Consider the following 26143-nt stretch of genomic DNA (forward strand, 5'->3'; position numbering starts at 1 on the left):
AAATGCACATCGCGGGGATAACCCCCTTTGGGAGGTTCGAGACACCTATGGCCCTTCAACCCGACTATCGTGCCACGACGGGTGCGCCAGGCTGGGGTCGCGCGGCGACCGCCGACGCGGTCGCCGTCGATGCCGGGCTCCGGGCGTATATGCTCCGGGTCTACAACTGGATGGCCTCGGGGCTGGTGCTGACGGGCATCGTCGCCTACCTGATCGCCAATGTCCCTGAGCTTCAGGCGCTGTTCTACCAGCGCGTGATGACGCCGCGTGGCGCCACCGTGCAGCCGACAATCCTGGCCTATGTCGCCATGTTCGCGCCGCTGGCCTTCGTGCTGGTGCTGAGCTTCGGCATCAACCGGTTGTCCAAGGGAACCGCGCAGGCCCTGTTCTGGGCCTTCGCCGCGGTGATGGGCGCCAGCATGGCGCACATCTTCCTGGTCTTCACCGGCGCCTCGGTGGCACGCGCCTTCTTCGTGACGGCGGGCATGTTCGCCGCCATCAGCCTCTACGGCTACACGACGAAGGCCGACCTGACGCGGATGGGCAGCTTCATGATGATGGGCCTCTTCGGCATCATCATCGCGGGGCTGGTGAACATGTTCATCGGCTCGACGGCGCTCCAGTTCGCCATCAGCGTGCTCGGCGTCGTGGTCTTCACCGGCCTCACTGCCTACGACACGCAGCGGATCAAGTCGGACTACGTCCAGTACGCCTATGCCGATGGCACGGACGAGGCCGGCAAGCGCAGCGTGCTGGACGCGCTTGGCCTCTACCTGAACTTCATCAACCTGTTCCAGCTGATGATGCAGTTCATGGGCGTCCGCCAGAGCGACAACTGATCGGCGGCAAGCCGGCAGGACGGGCCCCGGGGAGCGATCCCCGGGGCCTTTTTCATGGGCGGAGCTGCAGCACCCGTCCCGCGCCCTCATCCGTCAGCAGATAGATGAATCCGTCCGGCCCTTGCAGCACCTGGCGGAACCGCGTTCGCCCCTGCAGCAGCCGCTCCTCTCCCGTCACCCGGTCGCCATCAGTCGAGAGACGCACGAGGCCAGGCGGGTTGAGCGCCGCGAGGAACAGGCTGCCGCGCCAGGCGGGGAAGGCGTCGCCCGTGTAGAAGGCGATGCCGGAGGGGCTGACCGAGGGCACCCAGTAATGCGCCGGCTCCTCCATGTCAGGCCGCGCGGTGCCCTCGCCGATCCGGCTGCCGTCGTAGTCAACGCCCTTGGTGACGACCGGCCAGCCGTAGTTCCGCCCCGGCCGGAGGATGTTCACCTCGTCCCCGCCGCGGGCACCGAATTCCGCCTCCCACAGGCTTCCCGTCCAGGGATTGAAGGCGAGGCCCTGCGGGTTACGGTGCCCAAGCGTGAAGATCTCGGCCCGCATTCCCGGCCGACCGGCGAAGGGGTTGTCGGCCAGCGCCGCACCGTTCCGCGCCAGGCGCAGCACCTTGCCGCCGAGATCGTCGAGCCGCTGCGCCCGCATCTTGGTCGCATAGCGATCGCCGGTCGCAAGGTACATCGCCCCGTCCGGGCCGAAGGCGATGCGGCAGCCATAGTGGTTGCGGCCGCTCTCCTGCGGCGGCGTCGCATCGAGGATGGGCGTCGCCCCTTCCAGCGCCGTCGCATCCGCCGAGAGCCGGGCGCGGACCAGCCGTGTCAGCGCGCCGCCCTGCACCAGTGCCGCCTGGCAGAGATAGACCTCCCGCGTCCGCTGGAAATCGGGAGCGAGCGCCACATCCAGCAACCCGCCCTGGCCACGCGCCTCTGCCTCCGGCACGCCGGCGAGCGGAGGCGACACCGCCCCGTCGCGCCCGACGAGGCGCATCCGCCCCGACCGCTCGGTCAGCAGCAGCCGCCCGTCCGGGAGGAAGGCTCCGCCCCAGGGGCGTTCGAGGCCGTCGGCGAATTCCGCCACGCGAAAGCCGGCCGGGCTCTGCGCCACGGCCGGCAGGGCCCAAGGCAGGGCCAAGGGAATGGACAGGAAGGTCCGCAGGAAACGTCTCATCCGGCGGAGATGGGGCCTCCGGCCAGGCCGGAAAGCCCCGCCGGGATCAGGCGATCTTGCCGGCGATCCAGTCCTTCAGCGCCGTCTTCGGCAGAGCGCCGACCTTGGTGTCGAGCAGCTTGCCGTCCTTGAAGAGCAGCATGGTCGGGATGCCCCGCACCGCGTACTCGTTCGGCGTCATCGGGTTCTCGTCGATGTTGACCTTGGCGATGGTCAGCTTGCCGTCATACTCGCGGGCAATGTCGTCGAGGATCGGGCCGACCATCCGGCAGGGGCCGCACCACTCCGCCCAGAAATCGACCAGCACGGGGCCGGAGGCTTCCAGCACGTCCTGCTTGAAACTGTCATCGGTCACGGCCTTGGTGAGTTCGCTCATCGTTCTGCGCCTCGCTCCAGGAGCCGGAAAGGCCCCATCGTGGCGTAAGAATTCGTCACACGGAGGGCTCGGGTCAAGGCCGCCGCCCGCGCGGGCCCGCTATGCCGCCGGCGCAGGGATATGCTGGTCCAACAATTCACCAGGCAATGGCATCAGCCGCGCGCCATAGGTCCAGACCAAGGCGCAGTCCACCACCCGGCCGTGGAAAGCCTGGCGCAGCACCGCCCGGTAGGCCGCCATCTGCCGCAGGTAGAGCGGCGCCACCGCCTCCGCCGTGGCGGGAGGCGGGCGGTTGGTCTTGTAGTCGAGCACCAGCACGCGGTCCGGCCCGACCACCAGCCGGTCCACCTGCCCGGTCACCAGTTGCCCGCCGATCCGGCCGGCGATCGGCGCCTCGGCCAGGCTGCCTGGCCCGAAGGCCGCGGCGATCGCTGGCGCGGCGAGCAAGGCCAGCACCTCCTCCAGCATCCCCGCCTGCTCGGCCGGGTCCAGCCCATGGCCCGGCCGGGCGAGGAAGCGCGCCGCCGCCTCCCGCTGCTCGGCCGGGTCCCGCTCCGGCAGGTGCTGGAGCAGCGCATGCATCACCCGCCCGCGGCGGAAGCGCCGCCCGCCGGGGTCGGCCTCGCCATGCGGGGCGGCGGCCGGCGTCTCCTGCTCGCCGGGCAGGGCTGAGGGGCTGAGCGCCGCCTCCACCGCCTCGGCCGGCGCCGGGCGGGTCGCCCAATCCGGCAGCGGCCCCGCCTCGGCGGCGGCGGAATGGAGACTGTCCGGCACCGCCGCCTCCTGCTGCCCGCACTCCAGCCGCCAGTGGGTGCAATCGCCGAAGTCGCAGGCCGCGGGCGCGCCGAAGCCGAGATGGTCGAAGCGATGCTCCGCCGCGCCCTCGATCCGCCGGAAGCCGGCCGCGACATGCAGGTACCACTCGCCCGGCTCCTTGCCCCAGCCACAGACCACCAGCCGGTCCTCGGCCCGGGTCAGGGCGACGTAGAGCAGCCGGTTTTCCTCCTCCTGCCGCCTGGCTTCGTCGGCCGCCTTGGCCGCGAGGAAGGCGGGCGCGTGGAAGCTCTTGTTCGGCGCCCAGAGCGGCAGGGTGATCCCGTCCCCCACCAGCCAGCGGATCGCCTCGCTGCCCGTGCCGCTGCCGACATCGGGGAGGATGACGATCGGCGCCTGCAGCCCCTTGGCATTGTGGACGGTCATGATCCGCACCGCATCGCCTGCCGTCTCGGCCTCCCGCTTCACCTCGGCGCCGCCCTGGCGCAGCCAGTGGAGGAAGCCCTGCAGGCTCGGCGGGTGGCGCCGCTCATGGGTCAGCGCCGCGTTCAGCAGCTCGTCCAGCACATCGGCCGCCTCTGGGCCGAGGCGGGCCAGCAGCCGCGCCCGCCCGCGCGTGCCATCCATGGAGGCCTCGCCCAGCACCTCGGCCAGCAGCGCGTGCGGGGTGACAAGATCGGCCCGGTCCGCCAGCCGCGCCAGCCAGGCCGCCGCCCGCGCCGCGGTGCCATCCGCCGCCTCGTTTCGGTGTGCCATCAGCGCGCGCCAGAGCGAGCCCGTGCGGCCATGCGCGAGCGCCAGCAGCCCCTCCTCGGAGAGGCCGATCAGCGGGCTCTTCAGCAGCGCGGCGAGCTGGAGGTCGTCCTCCGGCAGCAGCAGCACGTCGCAGAGGGCGAGCAGGTCCATCACTGCGATATGCTCGACGAGCTTCACCCGCGTGACGCCCGCGACCGGCACCTGCCGCGCCTTCAGGGCGCGGACCAGCAGCGGCACGAGGGCGACATTGGCCTGCTTCCGCAGCAGCACCAGCACGTCGCCCGCCCGCACCCCGCGGCCGCGCGCCGGAAGCTGCTCGTGGCGGATCATGTGGTCGATTCGCGCCGCCAGCGCCTCGGCCATCAACGCGTCGGCGCTGGCGACGCGCTCCGGCTCCAGCGGCACCTGCCAGGGCTCGGGTGCGGGCGTCTCGGCCGGGCGGAGCAGCGGCCAGAGCTCGACGCATCCGGCATGGCCCTGGCGATCGGGCAGGTGCCGCAGCGGCAGGCCATCGGCGACGACGCCCTGCCGCGCCGGCCCATCAGCGAAGACGGCATCGACGAGGGCCAGCACCGGTGCCGTCGAGCGGAAAGAAACGTCGAGCTGCACATGGCGGAACTCGCCGCCGCCGTCGGCGACCTGCCGCCCGTAATGCTGCTGCCAGGTGGCGAAGCCCGCCGCATCGGCGCCCTGGAAGCCGTAGATCGCCTGCTTGATGTCACCGACCGCGAAGACCGTGCGGCGCGGCGCCGGCGCTTCCACCGCCACGGCGGAGAGTGAGCGCGCCCGGCCGCGCTCCACCCCGGCGCCTGCGAAGAACTCCGCCGTCAGCGCCGCGGCGATACCCCATTGCGCCGGGTTGCTGTCCTGCGCCTCGTCGAGCAGGACGTGGTCGAGCCCGCCATCGAGCTTGTAGAGCACCCAGGCGCTGCCCGGGTCCTGCAGGATGCGCCGCACATGGTCGATCAGGTCGCCATAGCCGAGCAGCCCGGCCTGGCGCTGCCGCGCCCGGCTGCGGTCGAGCACCGGTGCGGCCAGCGCCAGCAGCGCGCCCGTCGCGGCGGCGAGGCGGCAGGCGGCGCGCTGCTCGGCGACCTTCAGCAGCCGCTCGCCCTCGGCGACGAGCGCTGACAGCACCTCCGCCTGGCGCGCGCCGACACCCTTGGTGGCCAGACCCGTGCCGGCCCGGACCGTGCCCTTGTCGGTGATGAAGAACCGGTGCCAATCGTCGAAGCGCGCGGCGCGGGCCTCGGCATCCGCGCCGACCCACTCGGCGAGCAGCGTCGCGCGTTTGCGGTCGCTCTCGGTCTTGCTCGCGCCGAGCAGGCTCGCCGCCAGGCGCAGCGGCGCTTCCTCCACCGTGCAGGCGGCGGCGATCACCTCGGCCTCGTCGAGGCTGTCCGGCGCGCCGAGGGCCGCGGCCAGCCGCAGCCGGAGTCCGGTGATGCCGTTGCAGCCATCGAGGCAGCGCAGCAGCCGCTCCCGCGCCGTGTCCTGCAGCAGCGCGCGCGTGACATCGGCGAAGGTATCCGCCGAGGCGATGCCCGCCAGCAGCGCCAGCTCCTGCGCCACCGCGCCCGCATTGGCGAGCACCGATTCGCGTGCCTCGGCCAGCATGGCGGCGGCGTCCTGCTCTTCCAGAACGGCGAATTGCGGCGGCAGGTCGGCCTCGAGCGGGAAGCTGCGGAGCAGGCTCTGGCAGAAGCTGTGAATGGTCGAGATGCGCATCCCGCCCGGCATCTCCAGCACCTCAATCAGCAGCCGCCGCGCCCGCTCGATCCGCCGCGCATCCGGCTCGTGCCCGGTCAGGCGACGAATCTGCTCCGCAAGCTTCGGCTCCTCCTCGGTCGTCCAGGCGCCCAGCCGCTTGCGGAGGCGCTCCTGCATCTCGGCCGCTGCGGCGCGGGTGAAGGTGAGGCAGAGAATGCGGCCCGGCACCTGGTCCGGGTCGAGCAGCAGCCGCAGCACGCGGTCGATCAGCACCTTTGTCTTGCCGGAGCCGGCCGAGGCGCCCACCCAGGCCGAGACCGTCGGGTCGGAGGCCGCCTGCTGCTGCTGCTCGGCGCGGAGGCGCGCGTTCTCGCTCATGCGCCGCCCCGTGAATCCTCGGCGCCGGCCCATTCGGCGAGGCGCGAGAGATGATCGTAGTCGCTGCCTGCCGGCGCCCGCTTCGGGTGCGGCCGGGCAGTGAAGGGCCGGTCGCCGAGCAGGAAGTCGCCGATCAGCCCGATCAGCGCCGTCTGCGCCATATCGGCGAGGTGGCGGACGAGCACCCTGTCCTCCGCGGCAGCCTTCTCCTCGCCCGGCTTCGGCCCGCCGGAGAGGCGCCAGTAGAGCAGCGCCTCAGCATCCTCCTGCGGCACCCGTTCGAAGCCGCCCGCCGCGGCGATGGCGGCCTCCAGCGTCAGCTGCGGCTTCCGCCCGTCCCGCACCGCCTCGCCGCTCGGCGGCTCGCCGGTCTTGTAGTCAAGGATGCGGAGGCCGCCCGGCAGGATGTCGATGCGGTCGGCATAGGCGGTGAGCCTGACCTCGCGTCCGCCGAGGCGCAGCGGCAGCTCGCCCCGCACCTCCACCTCGCTGCGGATCGGCGCGGCGCCCTGGCGCAGGGCTGCCTCCTGCTGCACCGCGAATTCGCCGATGCGGCCGAGGCGCGGCGCCCAGAAGGCGGCGAGGCCGGGGCGTGGCGAGGCGTCGCCGAGGGCGTCCCGCGCCGCATCCTCCCAATACCGCCGCGCCGTCTCTTCGCCCGGCCAGGGCCGGCCGGAAAGGCGGCGGACGAAGCCGGCCATCGCCGCATGGACGAGGTTGCCGTAGTCGAGCACCCCCGCATCCGCCTCCAGCGGGTCGAGCGGGTAGAGCCGCAGGACATGCCGGGCATAGAAGGCATAGGGGTCGGCGATCAGCGTCTCCACCTGCGTCACCGAAAGCCGCACCGGCCGCTGCTCCGGCCGCGGGCGCGGGGCGGGGCGGGGGCAGGGCATGGCGCGCTCGGCCCGGTCCAGCCGGGCGGCCCAGGCGATGGCGGGGCTCGGCGGCAGGCGCAGCCCCTCCTGGCCGGTGAGGAAGGTCTCCAGCCGGGTCAGCCAGCGCGCGGGCAGCGTCGGCGCGCCGCCGCGGCGCTGGGCGCGGGAAAGCACGGCCTCCGGGGCGGAGCAGGCGGTCAGCAGGAAGTCCGCGCAGACGCGGCCGATGCGCGCCTCGGGCTCCGGCAGGCCGAATTCGCGCCGCATCGGCCGGCTCATCCAAGGGCCGGGATCGGTCGCCAGCGGCCAGACCGTCTCGTCGAGCGCGCCGAGCACGACGCGGTCGAAGGTCAGCAGCCGCGCTTCCAGCAGGCCGAGGATCTCGACGCGCGGATGCGGCCCGCCATCCCGCCCGCGGCTGCCGCGGAGGCTCGGTGCGGCCGCGCCATCCATGGCGGCGTCGAAGAGCGAGGGCCAAGCCTCGGCGGCGAGCGGCGGCAGCAGCGCCATGGCGGGCGTCAGGGCGGCGAGGTGGGAGGCCAGCGCCTCGCCCTCCTCCCCGGCATAGAGGCGGAGGCCGCCCGGCAGGCCCGGCGTCGTCGCCAGCGCCTCGGCGGCGGCGAGGTGATCGGCGAGCAGGTCGGCCGGCGGGCGGGCCGCCGAGGCAAGGCCGGCAAAGCCGCCGAGCGCCGCCTCCAGCGCGTCGAGCAGGACGGTGATCTCGGCCAGCGCCTCGGCCTCGCTCTCGCGGGCGAGGCCGGCGCGGGCGGCGGCGCGCAGCCCGGCGATCCCCGGCGCCGGACGGGGGCCGCGCAACGCCGCGCGCTCCAGGCGGCGGACGGCCGAAACCCAGCGCTCGCGCGGCCAGCCGCCGGCGCAGAGCGGGTGCTTGAGGACGGAGAGCAGCGGCACCGGCGCCAGCTCGGCGGCGGCCATGCGGGCAAGGAGGCGGAGGAAGCTGCCGGTCGGCGTCTCGCCCAGCGGCTCGCCGGCCGAGTCGTCGGCGGTGACGCCGTGGCGGGCCAGCTCCGCCGAGACGCGGCGGGCGAGGTCGCGGTCAGGCGTGACGAGCGCGACGCGGGCGGCCGGGTCTTCCAGCGCCTCGCGGAGGGTCAGGGCGATGGCGGCGGCCTCGGCCTGGGCGTCGGGTGCGGTCAACAGGGTGAGGCCGTCGAGGGCCGGGCGCCATTCCTCCGGGCGGCAGGATTGCCAGGCGGGCAGGCCGGCAGCAGGGCGGAGCGCCATCCCGAGCAGATCGGGGCGGCGCTGCGGCGCGGCGCGCTCGGCCTCCGCCGCCGGGCAGCCGGGCCAGCGTTCGACCTGGTCGGCGCCGAGCTTCAGCGCCGCCAGCAGCCGGCGCTGGCCGCAATACGGATGCGTCGGCGAATCGGGGATGGCGTCCCAGACGCGGGGCTCGGCCGAGGCGGCGTCGATGCCGTGCAGGACGACGGCGCCCCGGGGCAGGTCATGGGCGATGACGCGCAGCAGCGCCTCGGCCGCCGGGATGGTGCCGCCGACGCCGATGCCGGCGGCGATCACCGGGTCCCGCGGCGGGTCCTGCTGCCAGGCGAAGGTCTGGGCGCGCAGCGCCTGGGCGCGGCGCATGCCGATATCGAGCAAGCCCTCGCCCTCCAGCCAGTGCTGCCACTGCGCCATGACGCCGCGGAGGAAGGCGAGGGTGATCTGCCAGTGCGCGGCATGCGTCTCCGGCACCAGCGACTCGAGTCGCTCCAGCCATTGCTCGGCGAGAGCGATCGGCGGGGTCTCGGCGAGCAGGTCGAGGTCGCGCTCTTCCAGGGCGATCTCGTCGAGCAGCGTGCCCAGGGCGCCTGCCAGCGCCCAGGCCTGGTCGGGCGTCGCCGGGCCGCCGTGCTTCCGCTCCAGGCGCTGGATGAAGCCGGTCAGCACCGCCTGGCGGCGCAGCGGGTCGACCGCGGGCGGCAGGTCGAGCAGGGCGGGCAGCGCCAGCTCGTCGGCATCCTCGGTGGAGAGGCCGGCAAGCGCTCGCATCCGCGGCAGCAGCAGCGCCTGGCCATCGGCGGCGCGCAGGAAGGCGGTGCGGAGCGCGCGGGCGGAGCGGCGCGTCGGCAGCAGGATGGTGACGCGCGACAGCCGCTCCGGCGCGTCGCCGGGCATGGCGTGCAGCACCCCGGCCGCGAGGCAGTCGAGGAAGGGCAGATGCGTCGGGATGTGGAAGACGGTCACCGGGCGAGGATATCAGCAGAACGGCGCTAGAACAGCGCCTTCACCAACCCGGAGGCGAGGGAGGCCTCGGCGCGCTCCAAATCCTCGGGCGTCGAGAGGTGGAACCAGATGCCGTCATGCACCAGCGCATAGAGCCGGCCGGCCTCGATGGCGCGGTCGTAGAGGCGGTTGAGGCTGAAGCGGCCGGCGGGGGCGCCATCGAAGAGCGAGGGCGCGAGGATCTGGACGCCGGAGAAGATGTAGGGGGCGAGTTCCAGCTCGCGCGGGCGGCGGATGCGGCCCAGCGGGTCGAGGTGGAAGTCGCCGCGGCCGACCTCGCCATCCACCTGCGCGGTGCGGACGACGAGCAGCAGCCCGTCCATCGCCGCCGGGTCGAAGCTGGCGGCCATGCGGGCCAGGGTCGGGCTCGGGCCGTCGAGGATGACGCTGTCGCCGTTCAGCACAGCGAAGGGGCCGGGGCCGAGCAGCGGCAGGGCGCGGGTGACGCCGCCGCCGGTCTCCAGCAGCTCCTCCTCGCGTTGCAGGGCGATGCGGGGCGTCTCGCGGCGGGCGACGGCCTCGGCGACCTGGTCGGCATGCCAGTGGGCGTTGACCACGGCCTGCCCGATGCCGGCCTGCTCAAGCCGGTCGAGCGCGCGGTCGAGCAGGCTGCGGTCCTGCAGCATCAGCAGCGGCTTGGCGGTGGTCTCGGTCAGCGGCCGCATCCGCAGGCCGAGGCCGGCGGCGAGGACCATGCCATGGGTGAGGGTGATCACGCGGCCTCCGGTGGGTTGCGGCGCATCTCATGCGGCACATGGGCGTCGAGGAAGCGGCGGAGCGGGGCGCAGGCCGGCTGGGAGAGCGCGCGGTCGAGCAGCGCCCAGCAGCGGGGGCCATGTATCAGATAGCCGGGCTTGTTGTCGCGCCTCGCCAGACGGACCCAGAGCGCGGCGACGCGGAGATGCCGCTGCGCGCCGCAGGCCGCCATGGCGCCGAGGAAGGCGCCGCGGTCGAGGCCGGGGCGGGCCGCGAGATAGGCGGCGAGGGTGGCGCGGCGGACCTCGGGCGTCACGTCGCGGCGAGCATCCTCCACGAGCGAGACGATGTCGTAAGCGGGGTGGCCGATGGCGGCGTCCTGGAAGTCGAGGATGCCGGTGCGGCGGATGCCCTCGCGGTCCCCAATGCGCATGAGGTTGGCGGGAAAGTAGTCGCGGTGGACGAAGCCGCGGGCGCCGGCGAGCGGGGCGAGCATCTCGGCCAGCGCCGCGGCGAGTTCGGTGCGGACGGCCTCGCCGGGCGGGGCGCCGAAGGCGGCGGGCCACCACCAGTCGAGGAAGGTTGCGGCCGTCGCGCGCGTCATCGCCTCGGCATCCCAGGCGGGGAGGCCGGGGGGCGGCGGGGCGGCGTGCAGGGCGGCGAGCGTCTCCGCCGCCTCGCGGTAGAGGGGGAGCGGGTCGGCACCGGCATCGAGAAGCGCGGCGTGGGTGGCGTCGCCGAAATCCTCGACCAGGAGGAAGCCGGCGGCCTCGTCGGCGGCGATCACCTCTGGGACGGAGAAGCAGGCCGAGAGCAGGTGTCGGGAGAGGGCGTGGAAGGGGCGGACATCCTGCGGCGGCGGGGCGTCCATCAGCAGGGCGGGGCGGGGGCCGCCGGTGAGGCGGGCGTAGCGGCGCAGGTCGGCATCGCCGGCCAGCGGCTGGCGCGCGGCCGCCGCATAGCCATGGGCCGCGAGGAAGGGTTCGGGGAATCTCATCCGGGCAGCCCATGCAGCCGGCCGGGCCAGCCGTCCAGTGTGGCGATGCGGGAAGTCTCGGTATCGCCGTGGGCGAGGCGGAGATGCAACGCCCCCTCCGGCGCCAGCGGGCCGAGGCGGTCCGGCCATTCGATCAGGACGAGGCCGCGCCGGGCCTCCTCCCAACCCAGCTCGCGGAGGTCCGTGGGGCCGTCGAGCCGGTAGAGGTCGAAGTGATGCGCCTCCAGCCCACCGGGGAGGTCGTAGGTCTGCACCAGGGTGAAGCTGGGCGAGGGCACCTCCAGCGCCGGGTCGCCGGCGAGCGCCCGGAGGAAGGCGCGGGCGAAGGCGCTCTTGCCGGCGCCAAGCGGGCCGTCGAGCAGGATGGCATCGCCCGGCCGGGCGCGCGGGGCGAGCAGGCCAGCGAGGCGTGCGGTGGCCTCGGCGTCGGGCAACGGGAGGGTCAAAGGGGGCATCGAGGGGTTGGTATAGCGCGGCTTCGGCCCTAATACCCCGGGCCTCTTCGAAGGTCATGGTGATGGCGGCGATCGAGACGGATGTGGCGGTCATCGGCGCGGGCCCGGTCGGGCTCTTCGCCGTCTTCCAGTGCGGCATGCTGCGGATGCGGAGCGTCGTGATCGACGCGCTGGATTCGATCGGCGGGCAATGCGTGGCGCTCTACCCGGAGAAACCGATCTACGACATCCCGGCGCATCCGGCGATCGAGGGGGCGGCGCTGATCCATCAGCTGGAGGCGCAGGCGGCACCCTTCCGGCCGGCCTATCTGCTCGGGCGGCGGGTGGAGCGGCTGGCGCGGGAGGGGGAAACCTATCTCCTCGGCACCAGCGCGGGGGACGAGGTCAGGGCGAAGGCGGTGGTGATCGCGGCCGGGGCCGGGGCCTTCGGGCCGAACCGGCCGCCGCTGGAAGGGCTCGCCGGCTACGAGGCCTCGGGCGCGGTGCGCTATGCGGTGGCGCGGCGCGAGGAATTCCGCGGCAAGCGCGTCGTCATCGCGGGCGGGGGCGATTCGGCGGTGGACTGGGCGCTGTCGCTGAAGGACGTCGCCGAGCGGGTGGTGGTCGTGCATCGCCGGGCGAAGTTCCGGGCGGCGCCGGAGAGCGCAGCCAGGCTCGAGGAGGCGGCGGCGAAGGGCGAGGTGGAGATGGCCATCCCCTACCAGCTGCACGGGCTCCAGGGGGATGGGGGGCGGTTGTCGGGTGTCGTGCTGGCGACCTTGAAGGGCGAGGAGAAGGTGGTGCCGGCGGATCATCTGCTGGCCTTCTTCGGCCTGTCGATGGAGCTGGGGCCGATCGCGGAATGGGGGCTGGGGCTCTCCCACAGCCACGTGTCCGTCGAGCCCGCGACCTGCATGACCAGCCTGCCGGGCGTGCATGCGATCGGCGACATCGCCACCTATCCGGGGAAGCTGAAGCTGATCCTGCAAGGCTTCTCCGAGGCGGCGATGGCGGCGCATGCGATCCATCCGCGGGTCTTCCCCGGGGAGGCGCTGCATTTCGAGTACAGCACCACCAAGGGGGTTCAATCCGCTTGAAGCGGCTTCAAGCCGCTTGAGGGCGCGAGGGGTCCTCCCCTGCCGAATCAACGGGTTGAGGCGGAAATTTTAGGAATTGAGCGGATAAGGCGGGCTCGCGGCGGAGCAGGCGGACGGCCGCGTTGAAGAAGCCGCAGAAGCGGTCGGCATGGGCGCCGGTCCCGGCCGGGTATTGCAGCATGCGCCAGCGGTTGCCGGGCGAGGGGTCGTGGCGGACCGAGCCGGCATTGTAGGCGCAGGCGACGACCGGCGGGTCGAGCAGGGTGCGGGGGGCGGCTTCCGCGATGAAGGCGGCACCGGCGGCGATGCTGATCTCGGGGCGACGCAGCTCCTCGGGGGCGACGGGACGGCGGAGGACGGCTGCCGCCGTCGAGACCAGGGTCTGCATGCAGCCGATGGAGACGCGGTGGGGCGTCGCCTCATAGCTGCGGAAGCCGGGCTCGTGGCGCTCGGCGAGCGGGTCGCCGCCGGATTCGGTGGCGATGCAGGCGGCGAGCAGCTCCACCGGCAGGCGGTGGCGGAGAGACTCGGCCGCGAGCGGGGCGGCGAAGGCCGCGAGGATGCGGCGGATCATCGCCTCCTGCGCGGCGGTCGCGGGCAGGTCGCCGCTCTCCAGGACAATCCCAGAGCTGGTCAGCGACCAGCGGGTGCCGCCGCCGAAGCGGGCATGCGGCAGGGCGAGGGCGGCCAGCGCCTCGGGCGAGAGCGGGTCCGCGGGCGGCGGGGTGCCAAGCATCAAGCGGGACCAGAGGGTGGCGTCCACCGTGCCGTCGGGGAGGAGGCCGAGCAGCGCCTGGAGGGCGGCGACGGCGGCGGCCGTCGCCGGACCGAAGAGGCCGTCGGCGCTGCGGACCAGGCCGGGGACGGGCGGGGGCCAGCCGCCGGATTGCAGGCGGCGCTGGAGCTGGAGCACGTCCTCGCCGCGCATCATCGGCTGGGTGAGGCGGAGGGTGCGGGGGGTCATGGGCAGCTCCGGTGCAGGGCGGCGGCGAGGGGGCGCGGGCGGACGGGGCGGCAGGCGGCGGGGAGGGGGGCGAGCAGGGTGCAGCGGGCGGGGCCGGGTGGGGCGAGCAGGGCGAAGGTGAGGCGGGCGGAGGCGGCGTGGGCGCAGCCTGCCGGGTCGGCGGGATCGGTGGCGCGGAGGGCGTCGGCGGCGAGCAGCTCCGCCGCCGCGTTGCGTGCGGGGTCGCCGGTGCCGGTGCCGATGGCGTCCTGGGCGGCGGCGGCGAGGTTCAGCGGGATGCGGCGCGGGCTGCCGGGGCCGAGGGCGGCCTGCCAGGCGGCGATGGCGCAGGGCAGGTCGCCGCTGCGGCGGCAAGCCTCGGCGCGGATCTCCTGGGTTTGGCGGCATTCCGGCCGGGCATCGGCGCAGGGCGCGGGCTGGGTGGCGAGGCGCATGACATCGCCCTGCGCCAGCAGGTCCTTGTCGGCCGCGAGGCGCTGCGTGGCGCAGGCGGCGAGGAGAAGGAGAAGGGTGAGGGCGGGCCTCATGCGGCCGCCGCGAGCTGGCGGCGGAGCAGGTCGGCGGCCTGGGCGCGGGTGAGGTCGGGGCTGGCGGCCATGTTGGTCAGCAGCAGGACCAGGCGGTCGAGGTCGCTGCCGGCGGGATCCTGGCGGAGGGCGGCAAGCGCCTCGCGCAGCGCCTCCTGCGGGAGGGGCGGGGTGGCGAGGCCGGCGGGGGCAAGGTCGATGGGGCGGCCGTCCACGGCGTCGATCGTGCCGTCGAGCAGCCGGCCGCGGAATTCCTGGAGGCCGGCCGCGAATTCGTCGGCGCTGGCGAAGCGGCCTGGCGTGTCGAGGGCGAGGCGGGCGGGCTCGGTTTCGCCCCGGGCGAGGGTGGCGAGGCGAGTGGCGGTAGCGAAGCGCTCGGTCGGGGCGAGGCCGGGCGTGAGGAAGGCCCGGGCGAAGATCGGCGAGGCTTCGAGTGCCGAGAGGGCGACGGCGCCGTCGACCGGGCCGGGGGGGAAGAGGTTGGCGGTATAGGGGCGGTCGAGGATGCGCGCCTTCCAGCGCTCGAAATGCTCCCCGCCCTGGCCGATGGCCTGGAGGGCGCCGAGGCCGATGGCGGCGACGAGGCCGGCGGGGCCGCCGAGGCCGAGCAGGGCCGGGCTGGCGCGGAGCGCACCGAGCGTGTCGGCGATCAGGGCGGTGGCCGGGTTGGCGGGGCCGAGGGCGGCGCTGATGGTCGCCTCGGCGGCGCCGGTGGCGACGGCGATGCTGGCGGGGGTGGGGGCGCGCAGGGCCTCCGCTGCGGCGTCGATCGTGGTGCGGGCGGCGCTCGCCGTGGCGGCGGCGCGCTGGGCGGCCTCGCTGCCGGGGGCCAGCTGCGCGGCAGCGGCGGCGGCATCGAGCACGCTGCGGGCGGTGGCGAGGGCCGTGCTCGCGGGGGTGTGGTCGGCGGCGGGCGTGGCGGCGCGGGCCTGCTCGGTCTGCCGGGTGGCGAAGTAGAAGCTGATGACGGCGCCGATGAAGCCGGTGAGCGCCTCGGCGCTGGCGAGGCCGAGCGGCTTCTGCAACCCGATCAGCAGGAAGCCGAAGATGATGATGAAGCAGGAGATCAGCGCGCGGATGGTGCCATCGGGCACCCCGCAGGGCAGCTCTGTCAGCCGGGCGAAGGCGGTGGGGCCGGCCTGTTGTGCCGCGACCTGGAGGCGGCGGGCCAGGGCCGAGAGCAGCCAGGCCATGCCGGTGATGAAGAGGGCCAGGGCGGCGATGACGAGGGCGACGGACCAGGCGGCCGGCGGAGCCTGGGTGGCGGCCTCGGAGAAGAAGGCGGCGTCGGGGGGTTGGGGCATCGTTCCCTCCTGCAGGGTGCAGGAGGGAACGTATTAGCAACGAACGGTGCTGTAAAGCTTATTTTCCTAGGTAGCGGAGGGGCTGTTCTCCAGCATCGACTTCAGCCGGGCGACATCCGCCTCCGGGGCGGAGACGCGCAGCGTGGTCTGGCCGCCTTCATGGGTGATCTCGGCGCAGCGGCGATCGACCGGGCCCTCGCGCACCAGGGTCTCAAGGGCGAGCTTGGCGCTCTCCTGGCTCGGGAAGGGGACGGTGAAGCTGGCGAGGCCGGCAGCCTGGGAGGAGACGCGGCTAGGCATCATGTCCTCGGCCGGGACGGCGCGGGAACCGTGCTCGGCGGTGTGGCCGACCGGGTCGCTGGCGGGGAAGGTGTCCTCGACGGCGGCCTCGACATTGGCGTCGCGGGTCTTGTCGGGGCGGTCCTGGGTGTGGCTTGGCATCACGAGGGTCCTGATCCGTGGTTGGGATCGAAACGCCTGGGGATGGTTCAAGTTCGGGGTGGCTAAAGCCGTTCCTCCCGCCACAGCCCGAGCTTCTCCTGCGCGGCGCGGTCGGAATAGGCGAAGAGGGTGAGCGGCGTCCCGGCGCGGAGTTCGAGCGCGTGCCAGGAGGGGATGACGAGGAGGTCGCGCTCGGCCAGCGGGTGTTCCGCGCCCTCGATGCGGGCGGTGCCACGGCCTTCGACAACGACCATGACCGTGCCGTCGGTGCTGCGGCGGGGCCGCGTCTCGAAGCCGGCAGGAAGGTGGCGGACATGGGCGGCGATGGTCGGCATGACCGGTCCGCCATCGGCCGGGTTCACGAATTCCAGGGCGTGGCCGAGATGCGGGTCGGGCGCCTCCGCGGCGGCGAGGGCGAGGAGGCTCTCGCGCCATTCCGCGTAGGGGTAGTGGAAGAGCGGCTGGCGGGCGGGGCGGCGGTCGGCCGCAGTGCCGCGCAGCGGGCGGAGGTTGCGGCCGTAGCGGCGGGCGCTGTCGCCGGGGGGGACGGTCTCGGGGTGGCTGGCCTCGGGGAGGCGTTCGGCGAAGCTCGCCTCGTAGAAGCGGACGGTCGGGATATCGAGGCCGTCGAGCCAGATCATCGGGCTGTCGCTGGCATTGCCGTGGTCGTGCCACTGCCAGTTCGGGGTCAGGACGAGGTCGAAGGGGCGCATCACCGCGCGCTCGCCATCCACCGCGGTGAAGGCGCCGTCGCCTTCCATGACGAAGCGCAGCGCGCACTGGGCGTGGCGGTGGCAGGGGGCGACCTCGCCGGGGAGGATCAGTTGCAGGCCGGCATAGAGGCTCGGCACGATGGCGGAGGTGCCGGGGAGGCCGGGATTCTCCAGGATGAGGACGCGGCGCTCGGCCTGCTCGGCGCTGATGAGGTCGCCGGCGCGGAGCAGGTAGTCCCGCGCCGGGGCGTAGGGCCAGTGGTGCGGCTTGGCGGCGGAGCGGGGGGTAGGGGTGACGAGCGCGGAGAGGACCTCCCAGAGCGGATAGAGGCTTTGCGGGCGCATCTCGGCGTAGAGGGCTTCGAGTTGTGCCTGCTGGTCGTTGGGGCGGGGTGCGGCGGTGCCGTCCATGCTCTGGTCCTCCCTGGGCCGGTGACGATAGGCCAGCGGGGTGTGATGCGGGAGGGTGTTGCGTCGCACCCGCTTCCGGTGCAGCAACCGCTGCCGCTTGGCGCAAGGAGACGACCATGGAGCCCATCGCCTGCCCCTTCGGCCGCATCGCCCTGGTATTGCAGGGCGGCGGTGCGCTCGGCTCCTACCAGGCCGGGGTCTACCAGGCGCTGCATGAAGCAGGGCTGGAGCCGGATTGGCTGGCCGGCGTCTCGATCGGGGCGATCAACGCGGCGATCATCGCGGGGAACCGCCGGGAGGACCGGCTGGAGCGGCTGCGCGCCTTCTGGCAGCGGGTGACGGAACGGCCGGTCTGGCCCTTCGCGCCGGATGGCGACATGCTGCGCCGGGCGCGGAACGGGACGAGCGCCTTCGAGACGCTGCTGTTCGGGACCCCGGGCTTCTTTGCGCCGAACAGCGTCAATCCCTGGTTCGCGCCACGCGGGGGGAGCGGGGCGACGGCCTTCTACGACACGGCGCCGCTGCGGCAGACGCTGGCGGATCTGGTCAACTGGGAATTGCTGGCGGCGCCGGGCGGGCATCCGCGGCTGGCGGTCGGCGCAGTCAACGTGGCGACGGGGAATTTCCGCTATTTCGACAGCGCGCAGCAGCACCTAGCGCCGGAGCATGTCATGGCCTCGGGCGCGCTGCCGCCGGGGCTGCCGATGGTGAAGGTGGATGGCGCCTACTACTGGGATGGCGGGCTCGTCTCCAACACGCCGCTGCAATACCTGCTGGAAGACGAGATCGACAGCCGGGATGCGCTGGTCTTCCAGGTCGACCTGTTCCCGGCGCGCGGCGCGCTGCCGCGCGACATGGAGGAGGTGCTGGGGCGGGAGAAAGACATCCGCTACTCCTCGCGGACGCGGATGAACACGGATGCCTTCCGCACCCGGCGCGAGTGGCAAGTGCGGTTGCGGCAGATCCTCGCCAAGGTGCCGGAGGAGGCGCTGAGCGAGGAGGAGCGCCGGCTGCGCGAGAGCCTGGCGCAGCTGCCGCGGCTGGCGATCCTGCAGATGGTCTATCAGGCGCGGGCCTATGAGGGGCAGTCGAAGGACTACGAGTTCGGCCCGGACACGATGCGCGAGCATTGGGCGAGCGGCTACGAGGACACGGTGCGGACGCTGCAGCGGCGCGACTGGCTGGAACTGCCGTCGGAAGTGCCGGGAATCGTGACGCACGACCTACACCGCGAGAGTGAATAGGACATGATCGCGCCAGCGTGACCGCTGGCGGGGGCGTCGCTCCCGCTATCCTCCCGAAGGGTTGTGTTACGGGAGGAAACAATGCTGAAACAATTCGGCAAGGCGGTCCTGGCGGCGGCGATGCTGGCGCCGCTCGCGGCCTCCGGGCAGCAGTCGGCGGGCAACTGGTATCCCTCGCGCTACGGGGCGGATGACCAGATCGGCGCGATGAACCTGCTGACGCCGCAGAAGGTGCTGGAGGCGGCGCGGCTGGTGCAGCGCGGGCAGGTCTACCGGCTCGGCGTGCCGGTGGGGCGGGAGACGCCGGCCTTCCCGCCGCGCAGCGCGGCCGTCACGGTGATGATGCCGGACCAGTTCGAGGGAGCGACGGTGCCGTCGGAGAACCGCATGTCCTATGCGGACGACATGTTCACCGGCTGGCTCGGCGTCGGCAGCCAGATCGACAGCTTCGCCCATCTCGGCATCGACAACGTCTTCTACAACGGCAACCACGCACGCGACTTCATGCGCACGACCGGGGTGACGCGGCTCGGCATCGAAGGCATCCCGCCGATGGTGACGCGCGGCGTGCTGGTCGACATGACGAAGGCACGCGGCAAGCCGATGCTGGAGGAGGGCGAGATCGTCACCGCCGACGACCTGCGCGCGGCGATGCGCGACCAGGGCGTCGAGGTTCGGCAAGGCGATGTCATCCTCATCCATACCGGCTGGGTGGAGCTGCTGGAGCGGGACCCGGCGCGGTTCGGCAAGGGCGAGCCGGGGATCGACAACGGCGCGGCGGAGTACCTCGCCTCACTCGGCGTCGTTGCGGTGGGGGCGGATACCTGGGGGGTGGAGGCGGTGCCCTTCAAGAACCCGAACCGGGTCTGGGAAGGGCACCAGACGCTGCTTGCGAAGAACGGCATCCACATCCTCGAGGTGATGGACACGCGGGCGCTGGCGCGGGACGGGGCGAAGGAATTCCTGTTCGTGCTCGGCCAGCCGCTGCTGCGCGGGGCGGTGCAGGCGATCATCAACCCGATCGCCATCCGCTGAGGCGCTACCCCGCCCGTCGCGCCCGCCGGATGCGCAGGCCGACGACGAGGAGGATCAGCGCCGTCAGGGCGAGGCCGGCGGTGCCGGCCCAGTCCTCGATCAGGTGGAACTGGTCCTCGAGCAGGTAGCCGGCGGTGGCCAGCCCGCCGGTCCAGATCGAGGTGCCGAGGGCGCTGAAGCCGTAGAAGACCGGGCGCGGCAGGGCGACGAGGCCGGCCGGGACGGAGATGCCGGTGCGGAGTCCGGGCATCATCCGCGCCAGGCAGACGGCTGCGGCGCCGTTGCGGCGGAGCGCGGCCTCGGCGCGGTCGAGGGTCTCGGGGGTGAGGCCGACATAGCGGCCGAAGCGGTCGGCGAGGCGGCGGATGCGGGCGGCGCCGAAGGCCCGCGCCGCCTCGTACCAGAAGGCGTTGCCGGCGAGCGAGCCGGCGATGCCGGCGGCGATCACCCCCTCGATCGAGAGCTGGCCGCGGGCGGCGGCGAAGCCGGCGAGCGGCATGATCACCTCCGACGGGATCGGCGGGAACAGGTTCTCGGCAACCATCAGCAGGAAGACGCCGGTGAGGCCGGCCGAGACGACGAGGTCGGAGGCCCAGGCGATCATGCCGGCAGCCTGTAGAGCAGCAGCGTCACCCATCGGCCGCGGGAGTAGTTGAAGCCGGTGACGCTGGCGACCTCCTGCGGTGCCAGGGCGAGGGCCGTGGCCCGCCTACGGAAATCGGCCTCGGCGCGGTCGCCGACGGCAACGACACGGCCGGGGCCGGCGGCGAGGAAATCGGCGGCCTCCGTGCCGGTGCGGAGGAAGCGCGCCTCCTGGCCGAGGGCGAAAAGCACCGAGGGCTCGGAATGCCCGGTGATGCCGAAGCGGTCGGCGGGCAGGCCGGGCGCGCGGGCCTCCACCGCCTCGGCGAGGCGGGGGGCGATCCAGAGCGGGGCGAGGTGGGGGGCGATGCCTTCCAGCACCGCGGCATAGAGCGGCACGGCGAGCAGGGCGCCGAGCAGCCCGGCGCGGCCCCAGGCACGGAGCCGGGCGGCACGCAGCAGCAGGTAGGCGAGGGCGCCGGCGGCCGGGATGGCCAGCAGGCCGGCGGGAAGGATGCGGCGCTCCAGATACCAGGGCGCGGCCAGGGCGGCGGCGGCGAGTGCCGTGGCGACGAGGACGAGGCCTGCGATGCCGGTCCAACGCCACCAGCGGCCGGGCGGGTTGCGCATCGGATTGATCGCCCAGGCGGCGCCGAGCAGCATCAGCGCGGGGTAGAGCGGCAGGGTGTAGTGCGGCAGCTTGGTCTGCACCGCCTCGAAGACCAGCCAGGAAGGGACGACCCAGGCGAGCAGGAAGCGGGTCGGCGGGTTCAGCCGGTCACGCCAGGCATTGGGCAGGGCGGCGAGCACGATCCAGGCGCCGGGGAAGGCGGCGATGGCGAAGGTCAGCAGGTAGTAGCCGGGCGGGCCCCAATGCTTCTCCTCGCCGGAGCCGATCTTGGAGAGCATGTCGCCACCGACCGCCTGCTGGAAGAAGCGGCCCTCCGTCGCCAGGCCGATGGCGATGAACCACGGCGCGGCGGCGGCGATCATCAGGGGGATGCCCCAGGCAGGGCGCAGTGCTCGGAGCCAGGGGGCCTCGCGGTCGCTTGCGGCGAGGGTGATGCCGGCGAGCAGCGGGACCATCGGCCCGATCGGGCCCTTCAGCAGGACGCCGAGGCCGAGCAGCAGCCAGAACCCTGCCGCCTGCCGGGCGGTGAAGGCGTCGGGGCGGAGATAGGCCTGGCCGAACAGCCCCATGGCGCCGACGATGGCGGCCAGCAGGGCGGCATCGGTCTTGGCGATATGGGTCTCGGCTACCAGCACCAGGGAGGAGGCGAGCATGGCGGAGCCGAGCAGCGCCGCCCGCCTGCCGACCAGGGCGCGGCCCCAGTGGAAGGTCGCCAGCACGGCGAGCAGGGCGCCGGCGAGGCTCGGCAGGCGATAGGGCCAGATCATGTCCCGCGTGCCGAGATGCGTGGCCTCCATCAGGTGCACCGAGGCGGCCTGCAGCCAGTGGATACCAGCGGGCTTCTTATTCCGCTCCTCCTCGCCGAATCGGATGCGGACATAGTCGCCGCTCTCGACCATCTGCCGGCTGGCCTGGGCGAAGCGCGCCTCGTCGCGGTCCGTCGCCGGCAGGGTGAAGAAGCCGGGCAGCCAGAGCAGCAGGCAAAGCAGGACCAAAAAGAGCTTCGGCCGGCGTTGCAGCGCATCGGGCAGGAGGCCGAGCGACGGGTCCGGGCTGGAGAGGGCCGAGAGATGCATGGCGCGCGGACTAGCATGGGGCGGGGTCGGGGGCCATAAACCGCTGCCATGTCCTCCCATCTCGGTTCCCCGACCCGCCGTGCCGCCCTTGCCCTGCTGGAGGCGGTGATGACCCGCCACCGCCCGCTGGAGGAGGCGCTCGATGCGCTGCCGAAGGGCATCGCGCCGCGCGACAAGGCGGCGGCGCACCGGATCGCGGGGGCGGTGCTGCGGCGGGCGGGGAGCCTCGATGCGGTGCTGGAGCCCTTCCTGCGGCGGGAGCCGCCCTCCGAGGTGCGGCAGGCGCTGCGCATGGGAGCGGCGGAGCTGCTGCTGCTCGGGACGCCGGCGCATGCGGCCGTCGCCAGCTGCGTGACGCTGGTGCCGAAGCCTTTCACCGGCCTCGCCAATGCGGTGCTGCGGCGGGTGGCGGAGGCGGGGGCGGCGGCGCTGGAGGGGCTGGATGCGGAGCGGCTGGATACGCCGCCCTGGCTGTGGTCGGCCTGGCATGCGGCCTATGGGCCCGGGGTGCGGGCGATCGCCGCGGCGCATCGGGAGGAGGCGCCGCTCGACCTGTCGCTGGCGCCGGGCACCGCCGCGCCGGAGGGGGGCGAGCAGTTGCCGACGGGGAGCTGGCGCTATCCGCCGGGGACGCGGGTGGCGGAGATGCCGGGTTTCACCGAGGGCGGGTTCTGGGTGCAGGACGCCGCCGCGGCCCTGCCGGCGCGGATGCTCGGGGTGCGGGCAGGGGAGCGGGTGCTCGACCTCTGCGCGGCGCCGGGGGGGAAGACGGCGCAGCTGGTCGCCGCCGGCGGGCAGGTGGTGGCGGTGGAGCGCGAGCCGCGGCGGGCGATGCGGCTGCGCGAGAACCTGGCGCGGCTCAGGCTGGAGGCGGAGGTCGTCGAGGCGGATGCGGTGCAGTGGGATGCGGGCGGGGCGGTCTTCGACGCGGTTCTGCTCGATGCGCCCTGCACGGCGACCGGGACCATCCGCCGGCACCCGGACGTGCCCTATCTGAAGCGGGCGCGGGATGTGCCGGCGATGGCGGAGGTGCAGCGGGCGCTGCTCGCCGCGGCGGCGCGCCGGGTGGCGCCGGGCGGGCGGCTGGTCTTCGCCACCTGCTCCCTGCAGCCGGAGGAAGGGGAGGGGCATGCGGCGCCGGAGGGGTTCGTCGCCGACCCGGTGCGGCCGGAGGAGGTGCCGGGGCTGGAGGCGGCGGTGACGGGTGCGGGGACGCTGCGGACGCGGCCGGATCTGTGGGCGGAGCGGGGCGGCATGGATGGGTTCTTCATGGCGCGGTGGCGGCGCGGTTGAAGCTCTGGCGCGATAAATGGATGATTGGAGCAACTCTTGGGGGATTCAACCGTCGCGCCCTGGAATCCTCCGTCGGACGGCGCCTTGCCCCCGCCCTCCCGCCGCCGCTAGAACCGCCGGGATGCCGAAGCCTCCCGTCCGGATTGCGCCTTCCCTGCTCGCCGCCGATTTCGCCTGCCTCGGCGATGAGGCGCGGGCCGTGGCCGCTGCCGGGGCGGACTGGCTGCATCTCGACGTCATGGATGGGCATTTCGTGCCGAATATCAGCTTCGGCCCGGTGGTGGTGAAGGCGCTGCGGCGGCACCTCGCCATCCCCTTCGACGTGCATCTGATGATCGCGCCGGCCGATCCCTATCTCGCCGCCTTCGCCGAGGCAGGGGCGGATACCATCAGCCTGCATGCGGAGGCGGGGCCGCACCTGCACCGGAGCCTGCAGGCCATCCGCGCGCTCGGCAAGCGGGCGGGGGTGGTGCTCAACCCGGCGACGCCGGTGAGCGCGGTCGAGAACGTGCTCGACCTCTGCGACCTCATCCTCGTCATGTCGGTCAATCCGGGTTTCGGCGGGCAGGGCTTCATCGACAGCCAGCTCGGCAAGATCGCGGCGCTCCGGCGGATGATCGACGCGCATGCGGCGGCGGGAGGGCAGCCGATCGACCTCGAGGTGGATGGTGGGGTGACGGCGGAGACGGCGCCGCGCTGCATCGCCGCCGGTGCCGATGTGCTGGTGGCCGGGACGGCGGTGTTCGGCAAGCCAGATTACAGGGAGGCCATCCAGGCGCTCCGACCCAAGGTTATGGCCTGATGCGCGACATCATCCGCGGGACGCGGCGTTTCATCTCCGGCTTGCGGCCGGTGAAGGTGCCGGAGGCGCCGGCACGGGCCTTCCGCGACCTCTGGCCGGGGGATGCGAACCGGGGCGCGCGGCTGCTGCGCGGCGAGTTCGAGCATCTCGGCACCACGCACCGGCTCGACCCGGAAAGCGGCGCGGGCTGGGATGCGGCGGCGGGGCCGGTGGCGTGGCGGGCGGCGGCGCATGGCTTCGCATGGATGCGAGACCTGCGCGCGCTCGGGACGGATGCGGCGCGGACGCGGGCGCGGGACCTGGCCGAGGATTGGCTCGGGCGCGGGGCGGAAGAGACGCTGGCCCAGGCGCCGGATGTCGCCGCGGCGCGGGTCTCGGCCTGGCTCGGCCACTGGGATTTCCTGGCGGCGACCGCCGAGGACGGGTTCCGCAAGCGGCTGCTGGTGCGGCTGGCGCAGGATGCGCGGGGGGTCGTCGGCTCCCTCCCGGCGGAGGCGATGCATCGCGGGGCGCTCGTCACCCTGAAGGGGGCGATCGCGGCCGCCGTCGCCCTGGAGGAGGAGGCCTGGATGACGCGGGCGCTCCGCTTCCTGCCCGGCGAGCTGGAGCGGCAGTTCCACCCGGATGGCGGGCATGTGGAGCGCTCGCCGGCGCAGCAGCTCTTCGCCATGCAGGACCTGATCGAGATCCGCAACCTGCTGCACGGAGCGGGGATCAACCCGCCTGCCTTGCTTGCCACTGTGCTGGAGCGGGCGGGGCAGGCGCTCAGGCTGTTCCGCCATGGCGATGGTGGGTTGGCGCAGTTCAACGGCACGCGGGAGGAGGGGGCGGGGCTCGTCGACCTTGTCCTCACCCAGGGGCAGGCGCGTGGCCGGGCGCCGATGCTGCTGGAGGAGACGGGCTTCCACCGGTTGCAGGCGGGGCGGACGCTCGTCATCGCCGATGCCGCGGCGGCGCCGCCGGCGCGCGCGCGGGATGCCGAGACGGGGCTGCCGCGCGGGGCGGACCGTTATGCACATGCCGGGAGCCTGTCATTCGAGATGTCGGTCGGGCGGGACCGGCTGGTGGTGAATTGCGGCGCGGCGCCGGGGGCGGAGGGCGCCTGGCGCGATGCGGTGCGGGCGACGGCGGCGCATTCGACGCTGATCCTCGCCGATACCAACAGCAGCGAGCTGAAGGATGAGGGGCTCGGGCGGCGGCCGGAGCGCGTCGAGCAGGAGCGGCACGAGGCCAATGGCGCGCAATGGCTGGAGGCGAGCCATGACGGCTGGCGGCGGCCCTTCGGCGCGGTGCATCGGCGGCGGCTCTATCTAGCCGAGTCCGGGGACGACCTGCGCGGCGAGGATATCGTCGAGATGCTGGAGCAGGGGGCGAAGCCGCCTGGCTTCGTCGTGCGGTTCCACCTGCATCCGGGGGTGACGGCGAGCCTCGTCGAGGACGAGCAGGCGGTGCTGCTGCGGCTGCCCTCCGGCCAGAGCTGGCGGCTGCGCGCCAAGGGGGCGGCGGTGAGCCTGGAGGAGAGCCTCTATCTCGGTGGCGAGCAGCGGCAGAACAGCCAGATCGTGCTCTCGGCCGAGCCGGGGCAGGATACGGTGCAATGGGCGCTCGGCCGCGTGGCGGCGACGGCGCCGCTGGGCGAGGGGGCGGAAGCCTGACCGCCCGCTGAAGATAGCCGAGGTCACGAATGTCGATTTCTCGCTGCGGCACTTCCTGCTGCCGCTGATGCGGGGAGCCCGGGCACGGGGGCATGAGGTGGTGGGGCTGTGTGCCGAGGGGCCGTTGCTCGACCTGCCGCGGGCGGAGGGATTCCGGGTCATTCCGGTACCGATGGCGCGGAGCCTCAACCCGGTGGCGCAGGCGCGGTGCCTCCGCGAGCTGCACCGGGTGTTCCGGGCGGAGCGGTTCGACCTGGTGCATGCGCATATGCCGATCAGCGGGCTGCTGGCACGGGCGGCGGCGCGGGCGGCGGGGGTGCCCGGGGTCGCCTATACCTGCCATGGCTTCCTGTTCAACCAGCCGGGGCCTGGCTGGCGGCGGGAGCTGGCGCTGGCGCTGGAGCGGGCGGCGGGGCGGATCACCGATACCTACCTGACCGTCAGCGAGGAGGAGGCGGAGGATGCGCGGCGGCTCGGCATCCATCCGCAGGCCGTGCCGGTGCGGAACGGGCGGGACCCGGGACTGTTCCGGCCGGATGCGGGGGCGCGGGCAGCGGTCAGGGCGGAGCTCGGCGCGGGGGAGGGGGAGTGCGTGGTGCTCGCCGTCTCGCGCCTCGTGCGCCACAAGGGTTATCCCGAATTGCTGCAGGCGATGGAGGCGGTGCCGGGGGCAAGTCTGTGGGTCGTGGGCGAGCGGCTGGCGACGGATCATGGCGAGGATCTGGAGCCCTGGTTCGCGCAGGCCGAGGCGGCGATGCCGGGGCGGGTGCGGCGGCTCGGCTACCGGCACGACGTGGCGCGGGTGATGGCGGCGGCGGATGTCTTCGCCCTGCCGAGCCATTTCGAGGGGCTGCCGATGTCCATCATCGAGGCGATGCTCTGCGGCCTGCCGGTGGTGGCAACCGATATCCGCGGCTCGCGGGAGATGGTGGTGGAGGGGGAAACGGGCTTCCTGGTGCCGCCGGCGAGCATCGAGCCGCTGGCGGAGGCCTTGGGGCGGCTGGCCGGGGATGCCGGCCTGCGCGCCCGGATGGGAGCGGCCGGCCGGTTAAGGGCCATCGAGCGGTTCGACGAGGCGAAGGTCGTCAACAGGACGCTCGATCTGCTGGGGCTGTAGGCCGGCG

General features: G+C 73.5%; 22 protein-coding genes. 8 read left to right on the plus strand and 14 right to left on the minus strand.

Annotated elements, in window-relative coordinates:
- Positions 1 to 47: 47 nt before the first annotated feature.
- A complete protein-coding gene (locus tag JMJ56_RS09770) occupies positions 48 to 839 on the plus strand; it encodes a Bax inhibitor-1/YccA family protein (RefSeq protein WP_202831448.1) in 792 nt (263 codons plus the stop codon).
- Between the two features lie 52 nt (positions 840 to 891).
- Here the strand turns inward: JMJ56_RS09770 and JMJ56_RS09775 are convergent, their stop codons facing one another.
- From JMJ56_RS09775 to tsaE, 7 genes are all read right to left on the minus strand, one after another.
- A complete protein-coding gene (locus tag JMJ56_RS09775; RefSeq protein ID WP_202831449.1) occupies positions 892 to 2004 on the minus strand; it encodes a PQQ-dependent sugar dehydrogenase in 1113 nt (370 codons plus the stop codon).
- Between the two features lie 46 nt (positions 2005 to 2050).
- The gene (gene trxA, locus JMJ56_RS09780; protein WP_043358710.1) at positions 2051 to 2380 is read right to left on the minus strand and encodes a thioredoxin TrxA; all 330 of its coding nucleotides are present in this window, start codon (positions 2378 to 2380) and stop codon (positions 2051 to 2053) included.
- A 99-nt stretch (positions 2381 to 2479) separates the two neighbouring features.
- On the minus strand, positions 2480 to 5998 hold the full coding sequence (addA, locus tag JMJ56_RS09785; RefSeq protein ID WP_202831450.1) for a double-strand break repair helicase AddA: 3519 nt from the start codon (positions 5996 to 5998) through the stop codon (positions 2480 to 2482).
- Positions 5995 to 9078 carry a double-strand break repair protein AddB gene (gene addB, locus JMJ56_RS09790; RefSeq protein WP_202831451.1) on the minus strand — a complete coding sequence of 1028 codons (3084 nt, stop codon included), beginning with the start codon at positions 9076 to 9078 and terminating at the stop codon, positions 5995 to 5997. Before addB ends, addA begins: the two co-directional genes overlap by 4 nt.
- Before the next feature lie 26 nt (positions 9079 to 9104).
- Entirely contained in the window at positions 9105 to 9833 is a 729-nt protein-coding gene (locus JMJ56_RS09795; RefSeq protein ID WP_328702338.1) for a nucleotidyltransferase family protein, read from the minus strand.
- Positions 9830 to 10810: an aminoglycoside phosphotransferase family protein gene (locus JMJ56_RS09800; RefSeq protein WP_202831452.1), complete on the minus strand. Its 981-nt coding sequence runs from the start codon at positions 10808 to 10810 to the stop codon at positions 9830 to 9832. Before JMJ56_RS09800 ends, JMJ56_RS09795 begins: the two co-directional genes overlap by 4 nt.
- Positions 10807 to 11265 carry a tRNA (adenosine(37)-N6)-threonylcarbamoyltransferase complex ATPase subunit type 1 TsaE gene (gene tsaE, locus JMJ56_RS09805; RefSeq protein ID WP_202831453.1) on the minus strand — a complete coding sequence of 153 codons (459 nt, stop codon included), beginning with the start codon at positions 11263 to 11265 and terminating at the stop codon, positions 10807 to 10809. The genes JMJ56_RS09800 and tsaE overlap by 4 nt, the downstream gene beginning before the upstream one ends.
- A gap of 59 nt (positions 11266 to 11324) precedes the next feature.
- Between tsaE and JMJ56_RS09810 the strand changes: the two genes are divergently transcribed.
- Positions 11325 to 12341 (plus strand): NAD(P)/FAD-dependent oxidoreductase, encoded by a 1017-nt coding sequence (locus tag JMJ56_RS09810; protein WP_456318785.1) that lies wholly within the window; start codon positions 11325 to 11327, stop codon positions 12339 to 12341.
- A 7-nt stretch (positions 12342 to 12348) separates the two neighbouring features.
- On the opposite strand, the gene JMJ56_RS09815 is transcribed toward JMJ56_RS09810, so the two are convergent.
- The 5 genes from JMJ56_RS09815 to gtdA all read right to left on the minus strand — a co-directional run bounded on the left by JMJ56_RS09815 (position 12349) and on the right by gtdA (position 16701).
- Complete coding sequence (locus JMJ56_RS09815; protein WP_202831455.1) at positions 12349 to 13305, minus strand: peptidoglycan-binding domain-containing protein; 957 nt, start codon at positions 13303 to 13305, stop codon at positions 12349 to 12351.
- Positions 13302 to 13832 carry a hypothetical protein gene (locus JMJ56_RS09820; RefSeq protein ID WP_202831456.1) on the minus strand — a complete coding sequence of 177 codons (531 nt, stop codon included), beginning with the start codon at positions 13830 to 13832 and terminating at the stop codon, positions 13302 to 13304. Before JMJ56_RS09820 ends, JMJ56_RS09815 begins: the two co-directional genes overlap by 4 nt.
- On the minus strand, positions 13829 to 15136 hold the full coding sequence (locus JMJ56_RS09825; RefSeq protein WP_202831457.1) for a hypothetical protein: 1308 nt from the start codon (positions 15134 to 15136) through the stop codon (positions 13829 to 13831). The genes JMJ56_RS09820 and JMJ56_RS09825 overlap by 4 nt, the downstream gene beginning before the upstream one ends.
- A 66-nt stretch (positions 15137 to 15202) precedes the next feature.
- Positions 15203 to 15577, minus strand: coding sequence for a hypothetical protein (locus tag JMJ56_RS09830; RefSeq protein ID WP_202831458.1), 375 nt, complete (start codon positions 15575 to 15577; stop codon positions 15203 to 15205).
- A 62-nt stretch (positions 15578 to 15639) separates the two neighbouring features.
- The gene (gtdA, locus tag JMJ56_RS09835) at positions 15640 to 16701 is read right to left on the minus strand and encodes a gentisate 1,2-dioxygenase (RefSeq protein ID WP_202831459.1); all 1062 of its coding nucleotides are present in this window, start codon (positions 16699 to 16701) and stop codon (positions 15640 to 15642) included.
- Positions 16702 to 16817: 116 nt separating this feature from the next.
- Between gtdA and JMJ56_RS09840 the strand changes: the two genes are divergently transcribed.
- Complete coding sequence (locus JMJ56_RS09840; RefSeq protein ID WP_202831460.1) at positions 16818 to 17945, plus strand: patatin-like phospholipase family protein; 1128 nt, start codon at positions 16818 to 16820, stop codon at positions 17943 to 17945.
- Between the two features lie 81 nt (positions 17946 to 18026).
- Positions 18027 to 18980 carry a cyclase family protein gene (locus tag JMJ56_RS09845; RefSeq protein ID WP_202831461.1) on the plus strand — a complete coding sequence of 318 codons (954 nt, stop codon included), beginning with the start codon at positions 18027 to 18029 and terminating at the stop codon, positions 18978 to 18980.
- Positions 18981 to 18984: 4 nt separating this feature from the next.
- Here JMJ56_RS09845 and JMJ56_RS09850 read toward each other — a convergent pair whose 3' ends face one another.
- The gene (locus JMJ56_RS09850; RefSeq protein WP_202831462.1) at positions 18985 to 19584 is read right to left on the minus strand and encodes a DedA family protein; all 600 of its coding nucleotides are present in this window, start codon (positions 19582 to 19584) and stop codon (positions 18985 to 18987) included.
- Positions 19581 to 21269, minus strand: coding sequence for an ArnT family glycosyltransferase (locus JMJ56_RS09855; protein ID WP_236037628.1), 1689 nt, complete (start codon positions 21267 to 21269; stop codon positions 19581 to 19583). Before JMJ56_RS09855 ends, JMJ56_RS09850 begins: the two co-directional genes overlap by 4 nt.
- Before the next feature lie 48 nt (positions 21270 to 21317).
- Between JMJ56_RS09855 and JMJ56_RS09860 the strand changes: the two genes are divergently transcribed.
- From JMJ56_RS09860 to JMJ56_RS09875, 4 genes are all read left to right on the plus strand, one after another.
- The gene (locus JMJ56_RS09860) at positions 21318 to 22562 is read left to right on the plus strand and encodes an RsmB/NOP family class I SAM-dependent RNA methyltransferase (protein WP_236037629.1); all 1245 of its coding nucleotides are present in this window, start codon (positions 21318 to 21320) and stop codon (positions 22560 to 22562) included.
- Positions 22563 to 22683: 121 nt separating this feature from the next.
- The gene (gene rpe, locus JMJ56_RS09865; RefSeq protein WP_202831464.1) at positions 22684 to 23364 is read left to right on the plus strand and encodes a ribulose-phosphate 3-epimerase; all 681 of its coding nucleotides are present in this window, start codon (positions 22684 to 22686) and stop codon (positions 23362 to 23364) included.
- On the plus strand, positions 23364 to 25019 hold the full coding sequence (locus tag JMJ56_RS09870) for a heparinase II/III family protein (RefSeq protein WP_202831465.1): 1656 nt from the start codon (positions 23364 to 23366) through the stop codon (positions 25017 to 25019). Before rpe ends, JMJ56_RS09870 begins: the two co-directional genes overlap by 1 nt.
- 7 nt (positions 25020 to 25026) lie before the next feature.
- A complete protein-coding gene (locus JMJ56_RS09875) occupies positions 25027 to 26136 on the plus strand; it encodes a glycosyltransferase family 4 protein (RefSeq protein WP_202831788.1) in 1110 nt (369 codons plus the stop codon).
- The last annotated feature ends 7 nt before the right edge of the window (positions 26137 to 26143 follow it).

Source organism: Belnapia arida, from assembly GCF_016773205.1.
Classification (GTDB): domain Bacteria; phylum Pseudomonadota; class Alphaproteobacteria; order Acetobacterales; family Acetobacteraceae; genus Belnapia; species Belnapia arida.

Coding starts and splice junctions, on each gene's coding strand:
- JMJ56_RS09770 (WP_202831448.1), top strand. CDS start 48: ATGGCCCTTCAACCCGACTATCGTGCCACGACGGGTGCGCCAGGCTGG.
- JMJ56_RS09775 (WP_202831449.1), bottom strand. CDS start 2,004: ATGAGACGTTTCCTGCGGACCTTCCTGTCCATTCCCTTGGCCCTGCCT.
- trxA (WP_043358710.1), bottom strand. CDS start 2,380: ATGAGCGAACTCACCAAGGCCGTGACCGATGACAGTTTCAAGCAGGAC.
- addA (WP_202831450.1), bottom strand. CDS start 5,998: ATGAGCGAGAACGCGCGCCTCCGCGCCGAGCAGCAGCAGCAGGCGGCC.
- JMJ56_RS09800 (WP_202831452.1), bottom strand. CDS start 10,810: ATGAGATTCCCCGAACCCTTCCTCGCGGCCCATGGCTATGCGGCGGCC.
- tsaE (WP_202831453.1), bottom strand. CDS start 11,265: ATGCCCCCTTTGACCCTCCCGTTGCCCGACGCCGAGGCCACCGCACGC.
- JMJ56_RS09815 (WP_202831455.1), bottom strand. CDS start 13,305: ATGACCCCCCGCACCCTCCGCCTCACCCAGCCGATGATGCGCGGCGAG.
- JMJ56_RS09820 (WP_202831456.1), bottom strand. CDS start 13,832: ATGAGGCCCGCCCTCACCCTTCTCCTTCTCCTCGCCGCCTGCGCCACG.
- JMJ56_RS09825 (WP_202831457.1), bottom strand. CDS start 15,136: ATGCCCCAACCCCCCGACGCCGCCTTCTTCTCCGAGGCCGCCACCCAG.
- JMJ56_RS09830 (WP_202831458.1), bottom strand. CDS start 15,577: ATGCCAAGCCACACCCAGGACCGCCCCGACAAGACCCGCGACGCCAAT.
- gtdA (WP_202831459.1), bottom strand. CDS start 16,701: ATGGACGGCACCGCCGCACCCCGCCCCAACGACCAGCAGGCACAACTC.
- JMJ56_RS09840 (WP_202831460.1), top strand. CDS start 16,818: ATGGAGCCCATCGCCTGCCCCTTCGGCCGCATCGCCCTGGTATTGCAG.
- JMJ56_RS09845 (WP_202831461.1), top strand. CDS start 18,027: ATGCTGAAACAATTCGGCAAGGCGGTCCTGGCGGCGGCGATGCTGGCG.
- JMJ56_RS09850 (WP_202831462.1), bottom strand. CDS start 19,584: ATGATCGCCTGGGCCTCCGACCTCGTCGTCTCGGCCGGCCTCACCGGC.
- JMJ56_RS09855 (WP_236037628.1), bottom strand. CDS start 21,269: ATGCATCTCTCGGCCCTCTCCAGCCCGGACCCGTCGCTCGGCCTCCTG.
- JMJ56_RS09860 (WP_236037629.1), top strand. CDS start 21,318: ATGTCCTCCCATCTCGGTTCCCCGACCCGCCGTGCCGCCCTTGCCCTG.
- rpe (WP_202831464.1), top strand. CDS start 22,684: ATGCCGAAGCCTCCCGTCCGGATTGCGCCTTCCCTGCTCGCCGCCGAT.
- JMJ56_RS09870 (WP_202831465.1), top strand. CDS start 23,364: ATGCGCGACATCATCCGCGGGACGCGGCGTTTCATCTCCGGCTTGCGG.